The sequence below is a fragment of the Streptomyces sp. NPDC051364 genome, from assembly GCF_040682115.1.
Lineage (GTDB): Bacteria > Actinomycetota > Actinomycetes > Streptomycetales > Streptomycetaceae > Streptomyces.
Map to the genome: position 1 here is coordinate 397,978 of NZ_JBFBAH010000005.1, position 19,343 is coordinate 417,320.

At 71.9% G+C, this 19,343-nt stretch carries 20 protein-coding genes and 1 riboswitch; of the genes, 10 read left to right on the top strand and 10 right to left on the bottom strand.

Annotation, left to right across the window (positions count from 1 at the left end; genetic code table 11):
* Positions 1-10 precede the first annotated feature (10 nt).
* Positions 11-385, top strand: coding sequence for a hypothetical protein (locus tag AB0M76_RS13920; RefSeq protein WP_266666044.1), 375 nt, complete (start codon positions 11-13; stop codon positions 383-385).
* Positions 382-963: a GNAT family N-acetyltransferase gene (locus AB0M76_RS13925; RefSeq protein ID WP_365953082.1), complete on the top strand. Its 582-nt coding sequence runs from the start codon at positions 382-384 to the stop codon at positions 961-963. The genes AB0M76_RS13920 and AB0M76_RS13925 overlap by 4 nt, the downstream gene beginning before the upstream one ends.
* A 117-nt stretch (positions 964-1,080) precedes the next feature.
* Here AB0M76_RS13925 and AB0M76_RS13930 read toward each other — a convergent pair whose 3' ends face one another.
* Together AB0M76_RS13930 and AB0M76_RS13935 are read right to left on the bottom strand one after the other, a co-directional pair.
* Positions 1,081-2,481, bottom strand: a complete 1,401-nt coding sequence (locus AB0M76_RS13930) for a PQQ-binding-like beta-propeller repeat protein (RefSeq protein WP_365953083.1) — start codon at positions 2,479-2,481, stop codon at positions 1,081-1,083.
* A gap of 19 nt (positions 2,482-2,500) precedes the next feature.
* Entirely contained in the window at positions 2,501-2,722 is a 222-nt protein-coding gene (locus AB0M76_RS13935) for a protease inhibitor I9 family protein (protein ID WP_365953084.1), read from the bottom strand.
* Positions 2,723-2,800: 78 nt separating this feature from the next.
* On the opposite strand from AB0M76_RS13935, the gene AB0M76_RS13940 reads away from it, so the two are divergent.
* Together AB0M76_RS13940 and AB0M76_RS13945 are read left to right on the top strand one after the other, a co-directional pair.
* Positions 2,801-3,127 carry a protease inhibitor I9 family protein gene (locus tag AB0M76_RS13940; protein ID WP_365953086.1) on the top strand — a complete coding sequence of 109 codons (327 nt, stop codon included), beginning with the start codon at positions 2,801-2,803 and terminating at the stop codon, positions 3,125-3,127.
* 89 nt (positions 3,128-3,216) lie between these two features.
* Complete coding sequence (locus tag AB0M76_RS13945; RefSeq protein ID WP_365953087.1) at positions 3,217-4,860, top strand: serine/threonine-protein kinase; 1,644 nt, start codon at positions 3,217-3,219, stop codon at positions 4,858-4,860.
* 16 nt (positions 4,861-4,876) lie between these two features.
* Here AB0M76_RS13945 and AB0M76_RS13950 read toward each other — a convergent pair whose 3' ends face one another.
* From AB0M76_RS13950 to thrC, 5 genes are all read right to left on the bottom strand, one after another.
* Positions 4,877-5,476 (bottom strand): phosphoribosylanthranilate isomerase, encoded by a 600-nt coding sequence (locus AB0M76_RS13950; protein ID WP_365953088.1) that lies wholly within the window; start codon positions 5,474-5,476, stop codon positions 4,877-4,879.
* 303 nt (positions 5,477-5,779) lie between these two features.
* Positions 5,780-7,402 carry a chaperonin GroEL gene (gene groL / locus AB0M76_RS13955; protein ID WP_266628122.1) on the bottom strand — a complete coding sequence of 541 codons (1,623 nt, stop codon included), beginning with the start codon at positions 7,400-7,402 and terminating at the stop codon, positions 5,780-5,782.
* A gap of 333 nt (positions 7,403-7,735) precedes the next feature.
* The gene (locus AB0M76_RS13960; RefSeq protein WP_005315736.1) at positions 7,736-7,939 is read right to left on the bottom strand and encodes a cold-shock protein; all 204 of its coding nucleotides are present in this window, start codon (positions 7,937-7,939) and stop codon (positions 7,736-7,738) included.
* Positions 7,940-8,322: 383 nt separating this feature from the next.
* Positions 8,323-8,601, bottom strand: a complete 279-nt coding sequence (locus tag AB0M76_RS13965) for a MoaD/ThiS family protein (protein WP_266666029.1) — start codon at positions 8,599-8,601, stop codon at positions 8,323-8,325.
* 34 nt (positions 8,602-8,635) lie between these two features.
* Entirely contained in the window at positions 8,636-9,910 is a 1,275-nt protein-coding gene (gene thrC / locus AB0M76_RS13970; protein ID WP_266666028.1) for a threonine synthase, read from the bottom strand.
* Positions 9,911-9,927: 17 nt separating this feature from the next.
* Positions 9,928-10,077, bottom strand: a riboswitch (SAM riboswitch).
* A 196-nt stretch (positions 10,078-10,273) separates the two neighbouring features.
* On the opposite strand from thrC, the gene AB0M76_RS13975 reads away from it, so the two are divergent.
* Positions 10,274-11,224: a glucosyl-3-phosphoglycerate synthase gene (locus AB0M76_RS13975; RefSeq protein WP_365953202.1), complete on the top strand. Its 951-nt coding sequence runs from the start codon at positions 10,274-10,276 to the stop codon at positions 11,222-11,224.
* Between the two features lie 45 nt (positions 11,225-11,269).
* Positions 11,270-12,730: a trehalose-6-phosphate synthase gene (locus AB0M76_RS13980; protein WP_365953089.1), complete on the top strand. Its 1,461-nt coding sequence runs from the start codon at positions 11,270-11,272 to the stop codon at positions 12,728-12,730.
* A gap of 43 nt (positions 12,731-12,773) precedes the next feature.
* On the opposite strand, the gene otsB is transcribed toward AB0M76_RS13980, so the two are convergent.
* From otsB to AB0M76_RS13995, 3 genes are all read right to left on the bottom strand, one after another.
* Entirely contained in the window at positions 12,774-13,637 is an 864-nt protein-coding gene (gene otsB / locus AB0M76_RS13985; protein WP_365953090.1) for a trehalose-phosphatase, read from the bottom strand.
* Between the two features lie 68 nt (positions 13,638-13,705).
* Complete coding sequence (locus AB0M76_RS13990; RefSeq protein ID WP_365953091.1) at positions 13,706-13,990, bottom strand: DUF3263 domain-containing protein; 285 nt, start codon at positions 13,988-13,990, stop codon at positions 13,706-13,708.
* 83 nt (positions 13,991-14,073) lie between these two features.
* Positions 14,074-15,375, bottom strand: a complete 1,302-nt coding sequence (locus AB0M76_RS13995) for an extracellular solute-binding protein (RefSeq protein ID WP_365953092.1) — start codon at positions 15,373-15,375, stop codon at positions 14,074-14,076.
* Positions 15,376-15,586: 211 nt separating this feature from the next.
* Here AB0M76_RS13995 and AB0M76_RS14000 point away from each other — a divergent pair, with 211 nt between their 5' ends.
* The 4 genes from AB0M76_RS14000 (at position 15,587) to AB0M76_RS14015 (ending at position 19,297) form a co-directional block, all read left to right on the top strand.
* Positions 15,587-16,519, top strand: a complete 933-nt coding sequence (locus tag AB0M76_RS14000; RefSeq protein WP_365953203.1) for an ROK family protein — start codon at positions 15,587-15,589, stop codon at positions 16,517-16,519.
* Positions 16,519-17,670 (top strand): N-acetylglucosamine-6-phosphate deacetylase, encoded by a 1,152-nt coding sequence (gene nagA / locus AB0M76_RS14005; protein WP_365953093.1) that lies wholly within the window; start codon positions 16,519-16,521, stop codon positions 17,668-17,670. Before AB0M76_RS14000 ends, nagA begins: the two co-directional genes overlap by 1 nt.
* Before the next feature lie 94 nt (positions 17,671-17,764).
* Positions 17,765-18,685 carry a 1-phosphofructokinase family hexose kinase gene (locus AB0M76_RS14010; protein ID WP_365953094.1) on the top strand — a complete coding sequence of 307 codons (921 nt, stop codon included), beginning with the start codon at positions 17,765-17,767 and terminating at the stop codon, positions 18,683-18,685.
* Positions 18,686-18,838: 153 nt separating this feature from the next.
* On the top strand, positions 18,839-19,297 hold the full coding sequence (locus AB0M76_RS14015) for a hypothetical protein (protein WP_365953095.1): 459 nt from the start codon (positions 18,839-18,841) through the stop codon (positions 19,295-19,297).
* The last annotated feature ends 46 nt before the right edge of the window (positions 19,298-19,343 follow it).

Below are 19,343 nucleotides of genomic sequence, written 5' to 3' on the forward strand. Positions count from 1 at the left end.
GACTGCGCAAATGCAGCTCCCCGCCGAAGCCGTTGCCGCCACCGCTGTCGTCGAGGTCGTACGCCTCTCCGCGCGCCCCGAGCGCTACGGCGACCCCATGACCGGCCCGGTCGTCTCCCGCTGGACGGGCCGAGAGGCCGCCGACTCGCTCGCGCTGATCTCGTCGATGGCGCCGGGTGAGCCGCGCATCTGCTTCGCGCCGGGCTGGGGCCTGCGGGCGTACGACGCCGTGGACGAGCCCCTGTTCGAGCTGATCTTCTGCTTCAGCTGTCACCACACCTGGCTGTGGGGGCAGGCCGTCCCGCCCGGCACGGGCTTCGACACCATCTCGGGCAGCACCGCCGACGCCGAGGCCCTGCTGGCCCACTTCCGGGACGCGGCATGACCCTCGCCCCGGTGGTCCCGCCGGGCCGGATGACAGCCCTCCCCCAGCCGGTGCTCGACCTCCCGGGCACGCTCCACCTGCGCCCGTGGACCCCGTACGACGCCCCCGCGCTGGTCGAGTCCTGCCACGACCCGGAGATCCGCCACTGGAACCGCCCGGCCCTGCTGTCCCCGGCGGAGGCCGTGGCCCGCATCGCCCGCTGGCAGGAGCGCTGGCACGCCGAGGAGGCCGCGATCTGGGCGGTGGCCCCCGTCTCCGGCGGCCTGCCCGTCGGCCTGATCGGCCTGGCCGACCTCGACCTGGCGGGCGGGAGCGGCGAGTTCCTGTACTGGCTGCTGCCCGCGGGCCGCGGCGGCGGTGTCATGGTCGAAGCCACGGCCCGGGTCAGCCGCTGGGCCTTCGAGGATCTCGGTCTGCACCGCCTGCGCATCACCCACTCCGTGGCCAACCCGGCCTCCTGCCGCATCGCGGAGAAGGCCGGTTTCCCCCTGGAGGGCACCATGCGCGGCGCCCTCCTCCACGCGGACGGCTGGCACGACGAACACCTCCACGCCCGCCTCCGCACCGACCGGGACTGACCCCGCCCGCCCCAGCCGGGCCGGTGGTCAAGGCCGCGGCCGCTGTGATCCGGCCGCCGCTCTCAGGAAGGCCACCAGGTCATCGGTGCCGCAGCCCAGCGGACTACGCGGCCTGACTCACCAGCCGATCGTCGGGGTCACGTCGAAGATCGGCGGGAGGCGGCCGTCGTCGTCGAGGTTGACGAACGTCCTGCCGTAGAGGGCGAACGACTCGCCCAGCGGAAGGCCTCGCAGGACCGTCGACTCGCCGCGCGGCTTCCCGGTGCCCGGGTCGAGGTGCCAGAGGTGGGTGTACCCGCCCTCCGTGACCACGGCGATCCGGCCGGTCCGGTCGGCGGCCAGGCCGCGGATCCGCCAGTCGTCTTCGAAGGCGCGGGTCCACAGGTGGCGGCCGTCCTTCAGCGAGAACGCCGCCAGGACCTCGCGCTTCTCCCGTTCCGGGACCGCCGCGTACAGCACGTCGCCGGCGACCAGCCACGCCGCGGCGCCCGTGGTCGGGACGTACGGTGCCTGCGACCCGGCGCGCGGGCGGCCGGCGTCGTCGAACGCCAGCAGGCGCCCGGCACCGACGGCGGCGGCCGGGGATGCCGACACGATGCGCGGGGACTCGGACCCGACCGGCATCGCGAACCGCCAGGCGACGGCGCCGGTGCGGGCGCCGAGCGCGTACAGCTCGACATCCTTGTCGGTCCGGGCCAGGAGCAGGACCCGGTCGGGGCCGGCGGCGACCTCCATGGCGACGGCGCCCGCGGGCAGCGGGGAGCGCCACAGCTCGGCACCGGTGACCAGGTCGTGTGCGAGTACGGCGTCCGCGGTCGCGGTCACGGCCAGGGAGCCTCCCGCGGACGGCTTGCCCACGAGTTTCGGAATGTCCTTGGTCCAGAGCTGCTTGCCGGACGTGACGTCCACCGCCACCAGGCGGTTGCCGCAGGTGCTCTCCGCGGTGGTCAAGGTGAGCAGGCCGGTGCCGGAGGGGGTGTCCCCGCTCATCGCGCACACCGCGCCGCCCGCCGGGGCGGGTAGGCCCCAGCCGTGGCGGCCCTCCCCGTTGTAGCCGGTCACGCCGTCCGCGCGGGCCCGGATCACGAACCCCGTGTCCGGGTGCCCCGCCCAGGAGCCGAGCGGTTTGTCCGCGCCCGGGCCGTCCGGGACCTGGTACGAGAAGAGGTCCATGTGCGGGCCGCGCAGCCACGAGAAGCCGAGCCAGCCGGGCCACAGGGCGACGAGCCCGACGGTGACGGCCACGAGCCAGCCGATGGCGGAGCGGTACCCGCGGCCCTTCACGGCCGACCACCACAGACCGCCCGCGAGTAGCCCGGCGACCAGCGCCCACAGCGCCAGCGGACCCAGCCCGCGCGGGCAGCCGCCGGAGCCGCACACGACGTCGGAGGACATGTCCACGTCGGTCAACTTCAAGCACAGGACGGTGTACAGCACCGCGACGGTGCTGAACGCGCAGGCCGCGGCCAGCCGTACGTGGTCCCGGAGCCGCTTCACGAGCGGCGGTGGCGTGTCCATGATCCCTCCGGCCCGCAGCCTATCCGGGACGGGCGACGCATGCCTCGGCCCGTGCGCGGTCCTCCGCGCACGGGCCGGTGCCGGGTTCGTCAGAGCCCTCGGCATCCTCCTCGACCGACTTCACCCCGAGGCTCACCCGGACGATCTGCAGCTGGAGCGGGGTCAGCGGGACCGCGAAGCCGTTCATCGCCGACGTGTAGACGAACGACGGCTTCAGGCCCAGCTTCATCAGGGAGCGCACGGCCGGTGCGCCCCCGGTGCCCCCGCCACCCCCGCGGACGTCGTTGACCTGCGGCGTTGTACGTGATGGCCTCGCCCCATGCGCACCCGTCTGAGCCGGGCCCTGCCCGCAGCCGTCGCCGCACTGGCCGTCTTCTCCGCCCTGCCCGTGTCGGCGGCCACGGCCGCCGTGCGCGAACCGGTGCCGTACGCGTCCCCCGTCGACCACCCCTCGTACATCGTCACCGTACGGCGGGACCTCGACCCGGCCGACGTGGCGCGGCTGGTCGGCGTCACCCCGGTCCACGTCTTCGACACCGCCCTGCACGGCTTCGCCGCCCGGCTCAACCCCGCCCAGGTCGCGGCCCTCGCCGCACTGCCGGGCGTCGAGACCATCGAGGAGGACGGCACCGCCTCGGCGGGCTGACGGGCGCCCGGCCGTTTCGCCTCCCTGCCCGCCACCTAGGGTGAAGCCGATCAACTCATCGGTTGATCGGGGGAGTCGGGGGGAGACCGATGAACAGCGCGACCGAGGTGTTCCAGCCCCTGCGGGAGGACGATCCGCAGACCGTTGCCGGCTACCGCCTCGCGGCCCGGCTCGGCGCGGGCGGCATGGGCCGGGTCTACCTGTCGCACACCCGGGGCGGCCGCCCTGTGGCGATCAAGGTGGTGCGGCCGGAACTGGCCGAGGACCCGGCGTTCCGGCGGCGGTTCCGCCGGGAGGTGGAGGCGGCCCGGCGGGTCCGGGGTGCGTACACCGCCGAGCTGATCGACGCCGACGTGGACGGAACGCCGCCCTGGCTGGCCACCGTGTACGTGCCGGGGCCCTCGCTGTCGGAGGCCGTGGCCCGGCGCGGACCGCTGCCGGTGCCCGCGGTGCTGTGGCTGATGGCCGGGGTGGCCGAGGCCCTGGAGGTCATCCACGGTGCGGGGATCGTGCACCGCGATCTGAAGCCGTCGAACGTACTGCTGGCCGCCGACGGGCCCCGGGTCATCGATTTCGGCATCTCGCTGGCGTCCGGTACCACCTCGCCCACCGCCACGGGCAGCGCCATCGGCACGCCCCAGTACATGGCCCCCGAGCAGGCACTGGCAGGCGAGACCACGGCGGCCACCGATGTCTTCGCACTGGGGCAGACGGCGGCGTTCGCCGCGCTGGGCGAGCCGTTGTACGGAGACGGCCCCTCCGTGAGCGTGCTGTTCCGGATCGTGCACTCCGACCCCGACCTGTCCCGGCTGCCGGAGTCGCTGCGCCCGCTGATCGCCCGGTGTCTGGCAGCCGATCCGGAGGATCGTGCCACCCCGGCGGAGATCGTGGCGTGGTGCAGGCAGCGGCTGGGCAAAGGCGCCGACGCGGGCGGTGGTCCGGCCGTCTGGCGGGAGGTGGCGGGGCCGGAGCCGGTGGTCCCGGCTCCGGTACCGCACCCCACCTCGGTCCACACACGGGCCCAGGATCCGCAGCCGCCGCTGCCGTCGCCGATGGCCTGGCAGCCGCCGATGACGACGCCCCTCACGCCGGACGAGCAGCGCAAGCGCAGGCGGCGTACCGCTCTGATCGTCACCGCGGCGGTGACGGCGTCGGCAGCCCTGCTGACCGGTCTGGCCTGGACGGTCATGGACGCGGCGGAGCGGGTACGCGAACGGAACGCGGCCGCGGCCATGTCCCCCGGCCCGGCGAGCGGCGGCAAGGCCACCGGAGCCGGTGGAGCCGGTGGATCGATCGGGTCCGGCGGGTCCGGCGGATCCGCGACGAGTACGCCCAAGGCCTCCAAGCCGCCCGCGCCCGTCCCCTTCCCCCAGGTACGGCTGGACGAGAGGAACTCGATCGGTATCAAGGACCCGGTCAGGCGGGAGGACCGTACGGGGGACATCCGTCTGGACTGCGAGAAGAACAGCTGTGCGCTGGCGAGCGACGCGAGCGTGCTCGTCCAGCTGTACGCCGATCCCGGCACCGGCAACCTCGACACGTGCGGCCTCCTCACGAAGGCCGCCACGCAGCACGAGCTGCCGCTGGCCGCATCGGCGCCCGGCACCGAGATCTGCGTCCGGCACCCCTCGGGAGACATCGCGCTGCTCGTGATCCAGACCAAGCCGGTCGTGCGGCTGCCGGACCTGCCCGGCTGGATCAGCGCGGACATGACGGTGTGGCGCGCTTCCTGACGGCGGCGCGGCGGGGTCAGCCGCGGGCGGCCTCGATGAAGGCCCGGATCAGGTCAGGGGACTTCACGCCGCGCGTGCTCTCCACCCCGCTGGAGACGTCCACGCCCCAGGCGCCGGTGGTCTCCACGGCCTCCCGGACGTTCCCCGGGGTCAGCCCGCCGGCCAGCAGCCAGTGGCCGCCGGGCGCGGTGAACTCCTCGGAGCCCCAGTTCCACGGCTTGCCGGAGCCGGGGTCGGGCGCATCGAGCAGCAGCAGGTCCTCCCCGTACTCCCCGCAGCGCTTCACGTGCTCGGCGGTGGCCCGCAGCAGGGTCCGGCCCTCGGCGCGCAGCGCCTCGTAGTACTCCGGGCCCTCGTCCCCGTGCAGTTGGACTCCCCGTACGCCGCTCTCCTCGGCCAGCCGCCGGACCTCCTCGACCGGCTGCCCGCGGAAGACCCCGACGGTCAGCACCCCGGCCGGCACCCGCGCCGCGAGCTCCCGCGCCGCGGCGGCGTCGATCGTGCGGGGACTCCCGGCGGCGAAGACGAACCCGACGGCATCGGCCCCGGCCGCCACGGCCACGTCGACGTCGGGCCCGGTCTTCAGCCCGCAGATCTTCACGAACAGCTCGCTCATACCCCCAGTGAACCAAAGCCCCCCGTCAACGGTGAAGGAGCGTCTCATCCGAAGGGGTCAGGTGCCCGCACGGCGCGACGAGCTGCGGCCCACGCTGGACGGTCACCTGCTTCCGGGACCCCTCCCCGCACGGATACCGCTCCCGTACGACGGTGTCCTTCGGGGAGCCCTTGCAGGTCCCGGAGCCGTTCGGCTTCGCGATCGACACCACCGGCTTCCAGGGCGGCCGGAAACGCCCGAGGGCGGCACCCCCGTACGGGAGTGCCGCCCTCGTTCGAGAACAGCCGATCAGCCAGGGGCCGATCAGAAGTCCATGTCACCGCCCGGCATGCCGCCGCCGGCCGGGGCGCCGGCCTTCTCGGGCTTGTCGGCGATGACGGCCTCGGTCGTCAGGAACAGCGCGGCGATGGACGCGGCGTTCTGCAGGGCAGAGCGCGTGACCTTCGCCGGGTCGATGATGCCCTCGGCGATCATGTCCACGTACTCGCCGGTCGCGGCGTTCAGGCCCCAGCCGACGGTCAGGTTGCGGACCTTCTCCACGACGACGCCACCCTCGAGACCACCGTTGACGGCGATCTGCTTGAGCGGGGCCTCCAGGGCGAGCTTCACGGCGTTGGCGCCGGTCGCCTCGTCACCCGACAGGTCGAGCTTCTCGAAGACCGCGGAGGCCTGGAGCAGGGCCACGCCACCACCGGCGACGATGCCCTCCTCGACGGCCGCCTTCGCGTTGCGAACGGCGTCCTCGATGCGGTGCTTGCGCTCCTTGAGCTCCACCTCGGTCGCGGCGCCGGCCTTGATGACGGCCACGCCGCCGGCCAGCTTCGCGAGGCGCTCCTGGAGCTTCTCGCGGTCGTAGTCCGAGTCGGAGTTCTCGATCTCGGCGCGGATCTGGTTGACGCGACCCTGGACCTGGTCGCTGTCACCGGAGCCGTCGACGATCGTGGTCTCGTCCTTGGAGATGACGACCTTGCGGGCGCGGCCGAGCAGGTCGAGGCCCGCGTTCTCGAGCTTGAGGCCGACCTCCTCGGAGATGACCGTGCCGCCCGTGAGGATGGCGATGTCGCCGAGCATGGCCTTGCGGCGGTCGCCGAAGCCCGGAGCCTTGACGGCGACGGACCGGAAGGTGCCGCGGATCTTGTTGACGACCAGGGTCGACAGGGCCTCGCCCTCGACGTCCTCGGCGATGATCAGCAGCGGCTTGCCGGACTGCATGACCTTCTCGAGCAGCGGAAGGAGGTCCTTCACGTTGCCGATCTTGGAGTTGACGATCAGGATGTACGGGTCGTCCAGGGACGCCTCCATACGCTCCATGTCGGTGGCGAAGTACGCCGAGATGTAGCCCTTGTCGAAGCGCATGCCCTCGGTGAGCTCGAGCTCCAGACCGAAGGTCTGGGACTCCTCGACCGTGATGACGCCTTCCTTGCCGACCTTGTCCATGGCCTCGGCGATGAGCTCGCCGATCTGGGTGTCGGCGGCGGAGATGGAGGCCGTGGAAGCGATCTGCTCCTTGGTCTCGACGTCCTTCGCCTGGTCGAGCAGGGCGGCGGAGACGGCCTCGACGGCCTTCTCGATGCCGCGCTTGAGGGCCATCGGGTTCGCACCGGCGGCCACGTTGCGCAGGCCCTCGCGGACGAGCGCCTGGGCGAGAACGGTGGCGGTGGTCGTACCGTCGCCGGCGACGTCGTCCGTCTTCTTGGCGACTTCCTTGACCAGCTCGGCGCCGATCTTCTCGTACGGGTCCTCGAGCTCGATCTCCTTGGCGATGGAGACACCATCGTTGGTGATCGTGGGGGCGCCCCACTTCTTCTCAAGGACGACGTTGCGACCCTTGGGGCCAAGGGTGACCTTGACGGCGTCGGCGAGCTGGTTCATCCCGCGCTCGAGACCGCGCCGGGCCTCCTCGTCGAACGCAATGATCTTGGCCATCTGAAGTGGTCCTCCAGGACTGGGGTTCCCCCTGCGCCGCCGGCGCGTGGGGAGGGTTGGATTGCTCCGGACCGCGCCCGCGCCCGCGACGGACGGCCTGCGTGCCCGGCGGTTCCTTCCCGCCGGACCCTGCGGGCCTCACCGACCCGGTCCTGTGTAGTAGCACTCTCGGCATGAGAGTGCTAACGCCAATGATTAGCACTCGACCCCCTCGAGTGCAAGCGGCTTGAGGGAACGCCGGGCCCCGGCACGAGGGCAGCACGAAGGGCCCGCATCCCTCCTCAAGGATGCGGGCCCTTCATGTGTATGCGTCGGTGGTCGATCGCGCCGGGGCTAGACGGCGAGCTTGACCATGTCCGCCTGCGGACCCTTCTGGCCCTGCGAGATCTCGAACTCGACCCGCTGACCCTCTTCAAGGGTGCGGTACCCGTCCATCTGGATGGCGCTGTAGTGGACGAACACATCCGCACCACCGTCGACCGCGATGAAGCCGTAGCCCTTCTCCGCGTTGAACCACTTGACGGTGCCCTGAGCCATGCCTAACTCCCCTATTACTGGCCCTTGCGCAGGACCGCACTTCGCGGTCCCGGGTCAGAACTTGCGCCGGAACGCCTCGACCGGGGCTGAATGTATCTGCACCGCTGCTGTCTGCAACAGGTCAATCCGACGAGAAATCTGGACACGGGGATACATTGAAATAGAGTGAAAATTTGGCATATTGCCGGGCAACTCGGACCCGGCATATCTCGCCAAAGCCCCATACCGCACTTGCATATTGACTCAATGTCAACCCTCGCTCGACCCGCTCATATGCGGCTGGCAAGAACAGCGGAGGGGACTTCCCCAACTCTACCGCGCCCAACCAAGCAGAATTGCCCCCTCCGCTTTTAGCGGAGGGGGCAATTCTGGGCTTTCGCTTGTCAGCAGCCGCCGGCGACGGCGGGAATGATCGAGACGCCCGCGCCGTCCGGCGTCACCGCGTCCAGGCCGCCCTCGAAGCGCACGTCGTCGTCGTTGACGTAGACGTTCACGAAGCGGCGCAGCTTGCCCTGGTCGTCCAGGACGCGCGCGGAGATGCCCGGGTGGTTCGCCTCCAGGGACGCGATGACCTCGGAGAGGTTCGCGCCCTCGGCGGTGACCTCGGCCTGGCCGCCGGTGTAGGTGCGCAGGATGGTGGGGATGCGGACGTTGACGCTCATGGGCGCTACTGCCTTTCCGGGTGTCAGGGGGAGATCAGGCGAGGTTGGCGGCGCGGAACGCGTCCAGGCTCGGGCGGATGGTGGCGGTCTGCCCGCTGTCCGCGGCCACCGCCTCCAGGGTCTTGAGGCCGTCACCGGTGTTCAGGACCACCGTGGTCAGCGCCGGGTCGAGCTGCCCGTTCTCGATGAGCTTCTTGGTCACGCCGACGGTCACGCCGCCCGCGGTCTCGGCGAAGATGCCCTCGGTCTGCGCGAGGATCTTGATCGCCTCGACGACCTGCTCGTCGGTCACATCCTCGACGTAGCCGCCGGTGCGGCGCGCGATGTCGAGGACGTACGGGCCGTCGGCCGGGTTGCCGATGGCCAGCGACTTGGCGATGGTGTTCGGCTTCTGCGGGCGGACCACGTCGTGGCCGGCCTTGAACGCGGTCGAGACCGGGGAGCAGCCCTCGGCCTGGGCGCCGAAGATCTTGTACGGCTTGTCCTCGACCAGGCCGAGCTTGATCAGCTCCTGCAGACCCTTGTCGATCTTCGTCAGCTGCGAGCCGGACGCGATCGGGATCACGATCTGGTCGGGCAGCTGCCAGCCGAGCTGCTCGCAGATCTCGTACGCGAGCGTCTTGGAACCCTCGCCGTAGTACGGGCGCAGGTTGACGTTGACGAAGCCCCAGCCCTCGCCCAGCGGGTCGCCGATGAGCTCGGAGCAGAAGCGGTTGACGTCGTCGTAGTTGCCCTCGATGCCGACCAGGTCGCCGCCGTAGACACCGGCCATGACGACCTTGCCCTGCTCGAGGTCGTGCGGGATGAACACGCAGGAGCGGAAGCCGGCCCGGGCGGCCGCGGCGCCGACGGCGCCGGCCAGGTTGCCGGTGGAGGAGCAGGACAGGGTGGTGAAGCCGAAGGCGCGGGCGGCCTCGACGGCGATGGCCACGACGCGGTCCTTGAAGGAGTGCGTCGGGTTGCCGGAGTCGTCCTTGACGTACAGCTTGCCGGTGACGCCGAGCTCCTTGGCCAGGTTGGCCGCGTCCACGAGCTTGGTGAAGCCCGGGTTCAGGCTGGGCTTGGAGGCCACATCCGCGGGGACGGGCAGCAACGGGGCGTAGCGCCAGATGTTGTTCGGGCCGGCCTCGATCGCGGCGCGCAGGGCTTCGGGGTCCCCGGTGGGAAGGTCGTAGGCGACTTCCAGAGGTCCGAAGCATTCGACGCAGGCGAAGATGGGTCCGAGCTCGAAGCGGGTACCGCACTCACGACACGAGAGGCCGGTGGCAGGTCCGAGATCGACAGAGGTGGCAACAGTCTGTGCAGCCATGATGGCGAGGCCCTTTCTCCTCATCTTCCCCATGGCGCACTTCGCCATGAGACGGAATTGGCACCTTCCCTAGCCGGGGACCTCGCTGCTACAAGCAAGCGCGAGAACCGACTGGAGGGTTGCCGGGGCTTCAACGGGCCGTGTCCCTCTGCCCCTCTGGATGAGCGGTATGGCACCGGGCCGCGCGCTCCATGGCGCGTCCGGGCGTTTGTACGCGGGGACCCCCGGCATGCGGTGGTCCTTCGCGTTGTTCAAGACTGTAACGGAAGGTCCGGGTGGTTGAGACAGCCGTCCGAACCGCGAGATGGATCACTTTTCGGCTGAAACCGCCGAGGACGAACGAGGAAACAGGGAGTGCCGAACGTGCTGGAAGAGGTGGAGCGCTGGTTTGCGGACCGCTCCTGGTCCGCGGCCGACCGACCGCTCGACCAGCTGCTTTCCGCCAAGCGGGCGGCAGGCACCACGGTCAGCGTCGTCCTGCCCGCGCTCGACGAGGAGGAGACGGTCGGCGCCATCGTCGAGGTGATCCGTCGCGATCTGATCGACGGGCTGCCGGTGCCGCTGGTCGACGAACTGGTCGTGGTCGACTCGGGCTCCACCGACCGGACGGCCGAGGTGGCCGCGAAGGCCGGCGCCCGCGTGATGCACCGCGACGACATCCTGCCGCGGATCCCGGCCGTGCACGGCAAGGGCGAGGTGCTGTGGCGCTCGCTGCTGGTGACCACCGGCGACATCGTCTGCTTCGTGGACGCCGACCTGCGGGACTTCTCCTCCGCCTTCGTGTCCGGGATCGTCGGCCCGCTGCTGACCGAGCCGGACGTGCAGTTCGTCAAGGCGATGTACGACCGCCCCCTGGGGGGATCCCCCGGCCAGGGGGGCCGGGTCACCGAGCTCGTCGCCCGGCCGCTCCTCAATCTCCACTGGCCGCAGCTGGCCGGCTTCGTCCAGCCGCTGGGCGGCGAGTACGCCGTGCGCCGCTCCCTGCTGGAACGTTTGCCCTTCCCCGTCGGGTACGGCGTCGAGCTGGGCCTGCTGGTGGACGCGCTGCACACCGTCGGGCTGGACGCGCTGGCCCAGGTGGACGTCGGCGTACGGCTCCACCGCCATCAGGACGGCCAGGCACTGGGCCGGATGGCCGCGGCGATCTACCGCACGGCGCAGCTGCGGCTCTCGCGCGGGCATCTCGTACGGCCGGAGCTGACGCAGTTCGAGCGCGGGCCGAACGGGTTCGTGCCGCGGACGTACGCCGTGGACGCCGAGGAGCGGCCGCCGATGGCCGAGGTCAAGGAGTACTCCGGCCGCAGGGTGGCGTGAGGGAACTGACGTTTGAGCGGGCAGGCCCCGGGCTAGGTTCGCGGCATGGCTTCCCAGGTACTCGTTGCAGCGAACCGCGGCCCGCTCTCCTACCTTCTCTCCGACGACGGCACCCTCACGGCCCGGCGCGGCGGGGGCGGTCTCGTCTCCGGCCTGTCCGCCGCCCTCGCCCGGCAGCCGGAGGCGCTGTGGATCTGCGCGGCGTTGTCGGAGGCGGACCGGGAGGCGGTCCGCCGCGGTGTCTCCGAACCCGGTGTCCGGATGCTGGACATCGATCCCACCACGTACGACGACGCGTACAACGGCATCGCGAACTCGGTGCTGTGGTTCACGCACCACCACCTGTACGACATCCCGCGCGAGCCGGTCTTCGACGCGGAGTTCCGGCGGCGGTGGGAGTCGTACGTCGCCTACAACCACGCCTTCGCAATGGCGCTGGCGCAGGAGGCCGGCGAGGGCGCGGCGGTGCTCGTGCAGGACTACCACCTGGCGCTGGTCCCGGGTGAGCTGCGGGAACTGCGCCCGGACCTGAAGATCAGCCACTTCACGCACACCCCGTGGGCCTCGCGCGAGTTCCTGGACATGCTCCCCGGCGACGTCCGGGCGCAGCTGATGTGGGGCATGCTCGGGGCGGACGTGGTGGGCTTCCACACGTGGGCGTGGGCGCACAGCTTCATGACCGCGGCGCAGCTGGACGACGAGCGGGGCATCGCGGAGCCGAAGACGGCGGCCGGGGTGGACCCGAGGGACGCGCCGTACATCGAGAAGATGACGAGGGGCCCGGTGCGGCACCGGCGGACGACCGTGGCCGTGTACCCGCTGGGCGTGGACGGCGACGAACTGCGGGCGCTGGCGCACCGGCCGGAGGTGAACGACAAGCTGGCGGCGCTGCGGGCGGAGACCGGGGACCGCAGGACGATCGTCCGGGTGGACCGGACGGAGCTGTCGAAGAACATCCTGCGGGGGCTGCTGGCCTACCGGGAGCTGCTGGCCGAGCACCCCGAATGGCGGGGCCGGGTGGTCCACCTGGCCTCGGCGTACCCGTCCCGGCAGGACCTGGCGGTGTACCGGTCGTACACGGAGGCGGTGCGGGAACTGGCGGAGCGGATCAACGAGGAGTTCGGCACGGAGGACTGGCAGCCGGTGCTGGTGTCGGTGAAGGACGACTTCGCGCGCTCCCTGGCGGCGTACCGGCTGGCGGACGTGGCGCTGGTGAACCCGGTGCGGGACGGGATGAACCTGGTGGCGAAGGAGATCCCGGTGGTCTCGGACGCGGGGTGCGTGCTGGTGCTGTCGACCGGGGCGGGGGCGTACGGGGAGCTCCGCGAGGACGCGCTGACCGTGAACCCGTACGACGTGTCGGAGACAGCCGATGCGCTGCACGCTGCCCTGGCCATGCCGGCCGAGGAGCGTGCCGAGCGCACGAAACGCCTGGCCCTGGCGGCCACGGCCCTCCCCCCGACGGCCTGGTTCACGGCCCAACTGGACGCCCTCCGCGAGGCGTGACGGCAACCGCTGCGCGGGGTCTTCTCCCCGCCCCGCGCAGCGGTTACGGCGTCGGGCTCGCAGAACGGATGGCTTCGGCCAGGGTGGCCAGGAAGGCGACGACCTCCTGCGGGCCGTTCAGGACGAGGTCGGCCCGGGAGGCGAGTTCGGGAACCTCGGCCGAGCCACTGGCCACCAGCAGCCCCGGCATGCCGTCGGTCCGCAGTTTCTCCACGGCGGCGTACGCGGCGAGGTCGCCCAGGTCGTCCCCCGCGTACAGCACGGCCTCGGCACCCGTCTCCGCCAGGTACTCGGTCAGGGCCACGCCCTTGTCCATCCCCGGCGGCCGCAACTCCAGCACCGCCCGCCCCGGCTCCACCATCAGCCCGTGCCGCGCCGCCAGCTCGGCCAGCGGTTCGCGCAGCGCGGCGAAGGCCGCTTCCGGGTCCTCGGCGCGCCGGGTGTGGACGGCCAGCGCCCGGCCCTTCTCCTCGATCCACGTGCCGCGCCAGGCTCCGATGGAGTCCAGGAACCCGGGCAGCTCCGCCCGTACGCCGGCGACTCCCGGGTGCTCGGCCGGGGTGTGCACGATGCCGCTCACCGCGTCCCAGCGCTCGGCCCCGTAGTGGCCGAGGACCACCAGGTGTTCCAGGCCGGCAGCCCCGGCGAAGCCCCCGTAGCGCACCGCGACCCCCGCCGGGCGGCCGGTGATCACGGCCACCGAAGACACCTCCGGGGCCAGCGCGGCCAGCGCCCCGACGGCTCCCGGGTGGGCCCGCGCCTGGTCCGGGTCCGGGACGATGTCGGCGAGGGTGCCGTCGAAGTCGAGCGCGACCACGGAACGGCGGGGTGCGCGGAGGAGGGCTTCGAGTCCCTCGCGTCCGGCGGTGGTGACGGGCATCGGCATGCTGTGCGGATGGCTCCCCATACGGACGACCCTAACGGCCCTGCCGGGCCACGGCTACGGCGCGCGGCGGGCCCGTGGGTGCCGATGCGTCAGCGCCGGGCCCGCTGGGCTTCGCGGATGCGGCGGAGCCGGTTGACGGTGCCGGGCGCGTGGGCCAGCGCCCGCGGGTCGTCCATCAGCACGTTGAGCAGCTGGTAGTAGCGGACCGGGGCCATCCCCAGCCCTTCCCGTATGGCCCGCTCCTTGGCCCCGGGCCCGGGCCAGGTGCGTCCCTCGTACGCGAGCACCGCGGCCTCGGCGGCCGTCAGCACCTCGTCCGGCCCCTCGTCCAGTCCCTCGTCCGGCCTCCCGTCCGGGCTCCCGTCGTCCGTCATACCGCCAGATTAACGCCGCCCTCCGACAGCCACCGGGCGCCCTCCGCCGAGCGGCGGGCGCCCGCGGCCGGCCGGCCCGCGGGTCAGTGGGCGTCGGCCTTGCGCGCCGCCTCAGCGATGTCCTCGAGGACCTTCGCGGGCTGCCCGCCCGGCTGCACGCTCCTGCCGATGTTCTGCTTGACGTCCTCGCTCACCCCGGCCCAGGACTTCTTGCCGACGGGGTAGAGCCGGGCGTTCGGCAGCGCCTGCAGGAACGTCTTCAGCTGCGGGGCCGCACCCCCCGTACCGGCGTCCGTCGCCCGGTAGCCGCTCGTCGTGACCGGCAGCAGGTCGTACTTGTTGGTGAAGGCCGTCACGTTCTTCGCCTGGTACAGGTAGTCCAGGAACTTCCCGGACTCCTTGCGGTGGCCGTTCTTGAAGGCCATCACCCAGTCCGCGACGCCCATCGTCGGGTGCTCGGTCCCGTCGGCGGTCGGCATGGCCACCATGCCGAACTTCACGCCCTTCTCCCCCGCCTGCTTGATCAGGGTGGGGTGGCCGTTGAGCATGCCGACCTCGCCCCGCGCAAAGGCGTCGAACGCGGCCCGGCGGTCCGTCTTCGCCGGTTCCGTCGGCCCCGTCAGCCCCTGGCCGACCATCTTGTCGCGCAGGAACTCGAAGGTCTTGACGTTCTCCGGGGAGTCGATCGAGTACGCCTCCTCGTTGTCGGTGTAGCCGCCACCGCCGGAGAGCATCCACATCATCGATTCGGCCTGCGCCTCCTCGCGGCCCAGCGGCAGCGCGAAGGGGGTCGCCACGCCCGCGGCCTTGAGCTTCTTCGCGGCGGCCTCCAGGTCGGCCCAGCTCTTCGGCTGCCAGCCGCCCTTGGCGTCCTTCGGGATGACCCCGGCGTCCGTCAGCAGCTTCTCGTTGTAGAAGAGCAGGCGGGTGCTGGCCACGAACGGCATGCCGTACTGGACGCGCCTGACCTTGCCCGCGTCCGCGAGCGGCGCCAGGAAGTCGGCCTCGGTGGTGACGGAGAGCAGCTCGTCCGCCGTGTACAGCTTGCCGGCGGCCGCGTAGTCGGCGTAGGCGCCGATCTGGGCGACGTCGGGGGCCTTGCCGGCCTTGACCATCGCCGCGACCTTGGCATCGACCTCGGACCAGGAGTAGACGCTGACCTCGACCTTGACGCCGGGGTGGTCCTTCTCGAAGCCGGCGGCGAGGTCCTTCCAGTACCCCGACGAGGAGTTCTGCGGATTGTCCCCGTAGTCGGCCGCCACGACCCGCAGGGTCACCTCGTTGTCCCCGGTGAGACTCCCCACGGCTCCACAGCCGGTCAGCGCCACGGCGGTCAGGCCCAGCGCGGCTCCGGTCGCGGCCAGGCTCAGGTAACGGCCCTTCACAGTTCTCCATCCACCCCTTGTTGTACGTACGATCCACGTAAGGTCTACACCACTTTGGCGTCTCGTCCACATCGGGAAACGCACCGTGCCCGGTTCGCATCCCGACCGAGGTCGCGAATTTGTATGGCAGCTCAACAATCCCCTCCAATGGACTAGACCTTTCCCCGCCGAGCACGCGAGACTGTCACCTGTGAAACCCGTGAAACACGCCGTGAAGCACGTCATCGCCCTCGATGTGGGCGGCACCGGGATGAAGGCCGCCCTCATCGCCGACGACGGCACCCTGCTCCACGAAGCACGCCGCGCCACCGGCCGCGACCGGGGCCCCGACGCCGTCGTCGAGACGATCCTGGAGTTCGCCGCCGAGCTGTCCGGGCTCGGCCGCGAGCGCTTCGGCGTGCCCGCTTCCGCGGCCGGCGTCGCCGTCCCCGGCATCGTCGACGCCGAGAACGGGATCGCCGTCTACGCGGCGAACCTGGGCTGGCGCGACGTACCGATGCGCGAGCTGCTCAGCAGACGGCTCGGCTCCCTCCCGGTGGCCCTGGGCCACGACGTCCGCACGGGCGGACTCGCCGAAGGCCGCATCGGCGCCGGCCGCGGCGCCGACCGCTTCCTGTTCGTCCCCCTCGGCACCGGCATCGCCGGCGCCATCGGCATCGCCGGCCGCATCGAGGCCGGCGCACACGGCTACGCCGGCGAGATCGGCCACATCGTGGTCCGTCCCGGCGGCCCCGCCTGCGGCTGCGGCCAGTACGGCTGCCTGGAGACCCTCGCCTCGGCGTCCGCCGTGAGCCGCGCCTGGGCGAGCGCCTCCGGCGACCCCGACGCGGACGCCGCCGACTGCGCCAAGGCCGTCGCGTCCGGCGACGCGCGCGCCCGCGAGGTGTGGCAGACCGCCGTCGGCGCCCTCGCCGACGGCCTGGTCACCGCGATCACCCTGCTGGACCCGCGCACCCTGATCATCGGTGGCGGGCTCGCCGAGGCAGGGGAAACCTTGTTCACACCACTACGGAAGGCCGTCGAGGAGCGCGTGACGTTCCAGCGGCTGCCCGACATCGTTCCGGCGGCCCTCGGGGACACCGCCGGATGCCTGGGCGCAGGGCTGCTCGCCTGGGACCTACTCGCCACGGAGGTACCTGCCTGATGTCCGGAAGCGCACACAGCACCGTTCTCTCCGGCGCCAGGGTGGTGCTGCCCACCGGGACCGTGGCGGGCGGCCGCGTCATCGTCGACGGCGAGCGCATCGCCGGCAGCGCCGGCGAGGGCGCGAGGACCGTCGACCTGTCCGGGCACTGGATCGTCCCCGGCTTCGTGGACATGCACAACCACGGCGGAGGCGGCGCCTCCTTCACCTCCGGCACCGCCGAGGAGGTCCTGAAGGGCGTACGGACCCACCGCGAGCACGGCACCACCACGCTCGTCGCCTCCACCGTCACCGGCGACCTCGACGAACTGGCCCGCCGCGCCGGGCTGCTCGCCGAGCTGACCCAGCAGGGCGAGATCGCGGGCATCCACTTCGAGGGCCCGTTCATCAACGCCTGCCGCAAGGGCGCGCACAAGGAGGAGCTGCTGCGCGACCCCGACCCGGCCGAGGTCCGCAAGCTGATCGACGCCGCGCACGGCGCCGCCCGCATGGTCACCCTCGCCACCGAACTCCCGGGCGGGCTGGAGTCCGTACGGCTGCTGGCCGAGCACGGGATCATCGCCGCGATCGGCCACACCGACTCCACGTACGACCAGACGCGCCAGGCCATCGACGCGGGCGCGACCGTGGCCACCCACCTGTACAACGCGATGCCCGGCATGGAGCACCGCGCCCCCGGCCCGATCGCCGCGCTGCTCGAGGACGAGCGGGTCACCGTCGAACTGATCAACGACGGCACCCACCTGCACCCGGCGATGCTGGAGCTGGCCTTCCACCACGCGGGCGCGCACCGCGTGGCGCTGATCACCGACGCGATGGACGCGGCGGGCTTCGGCGACGGGATCTACCACCTCGGGCCGCTGGAGGTCGAGGTCAAGGAGGGCGTGGCCCGCCTCGTCGAGGGCGGTTCGATCGCCGGCTCCACGCTGACCCTGGACACCGCGTTCAAGCGGTCGGTGACCCTGGACAGGCTGCCCGTCGAGTCCGTGGTCCAGGCGATCTCCGTGAACCCCGCCAAGCTGATCGGCCTGTACGACGAGGTCGGCTCGCTGGAGCCGGGCAAGTACGCCGACCTGGTCGTCCTGGACGCCGAGTTCGACGTCAAGGGCGTCATGCGGCGCGGCGAATGGATCGTGGATCCGCTGGTCTGAGCGGGTACGGGAGGCAGGAGGGCGGCCCGCGGGACTGGGCCGCCCGTACTGCTGTTTGGCATGATCCCGGCACACACCGAGACCGGGGCCTGCCATGATCCTGACCGTGACGCTCAACACCGCACTCGACGTCACCCACCACGTGCCGAAACTGATCGCGCACACCACGCACCGGGTCACCGCCGTGACCGAGAGACCCGGCGGCAAGGGCCTCAACGTCGCCCGCGTGCTGGCCGCCCTCGGCCACGAGGTCACCGCGACCGGCTTCGCGGGCGGCCGCACCGGCGCCGTCGTACGCGAACTGCTCGCCGATTCCCCGCAGGTGACGGACGCTCTGGTGCCCTGCGCGGGCACCACCCGGCGCACCCTGGCCGTCGTCGACGAAGCCTCGGGCGACACCACGCAGTTCAACGAGCCCGGCCCACTGATCTGTTCCGCGGAGTGGGCGGAGTTCCTCGCCCGCTACGAGGCCCTGCTGGCCGGCGCCGGCGCGGTCGCCCTGTGCGGCAGCCTCCCGCCGGGCGTGCCGGTGGGCGCGTACGCGGTGCTCGTACGGGCCGCCCGCGCGGCCGGGGTCCCGGTCCTCCTGGACACCAGCGGCGAGGCCCTGCGCCGCGGGGTCGCCGCCCGCCCGGAGATGATCAAGCCGAACGCCGCCGAGCTCGCCGAGCTGACCGGCTCCCGCGAGCCGCTGCAGGCCACCCGCGACGCCCGCCGCCGGGGCGCGCACGCCGTGGTCACCTCGCTCGGCCCGGGCGGGCTGCTGGCGGCCACCGCCCAGGGCACCTGGCAGGCGGCCCCGCCGCGCGCCCTGACGGGCAACCCGACCGGAGCCGGCGACTCCGCGGTAGCGGGCCTGCTGTCGGCGCTCACGGAGGGCCTGGACTGGCCGGCCCGCCTGACCCGCGCGGTAGCCCTCTCGGCGGCCACGGTCCACGCCCCGACGGCGGGGGACTTCGACCCCCATACCTACGAGGAGCTGCGGCACGCCGTCTCCGTCACCGGCGGCAACTGACGGTCCGACCACGGAACGCCCCGTCCGGGTCGCCGGGCCGGCGTCAACACATGTCGGGCTGCGTGCACTTGACGAGCCGACGGTCAGAGGCCACGGATCCGGCCGTTAAGATCACCACGCTAGTTGATCTTCGAAGATGCAAGGTTGAACCACATGAACCGAATCCTCCGCAGGGCGCTCGCCATCGGCACCGGCGTTGCGGCCGTCTCCGCACTGGCGGCGGTCCCCGCCGAGGCCCAGACGATCTCGGGCGGATCCTGCGGCGCGGGCTACTACCAGCAGGACGCCTACCCGCTGGGGGACAGCCAGGGCGCCACCGGCGCCGGCGTCATCTTCCTGTACTACAACAGCTCCACCGGCAAGAACTGCGCGATCCTGCGCCGTGACGCCGACTTCCTCGTCTCGGACGGCATGGGCATCACCCTGAAGTCCAGCACCGGCGGCGTCGACAGCGACGGCCAGCGGGCCTACACCCAGTACGCGGGCCCGGTCTACGTCAACGCCCGCGGCGCATGCGTCCAGATCACCGCCAACGTCACGGGCGTCTGGAAGGACTCCGCCTACCTGGCGAAGACGCACTCGGAGAACACCGGCTGGGTCCACTGCGGCTGACGCGCCGACGGGCACAACGGGATCCGGCCCCACCGCATGTGCGGTG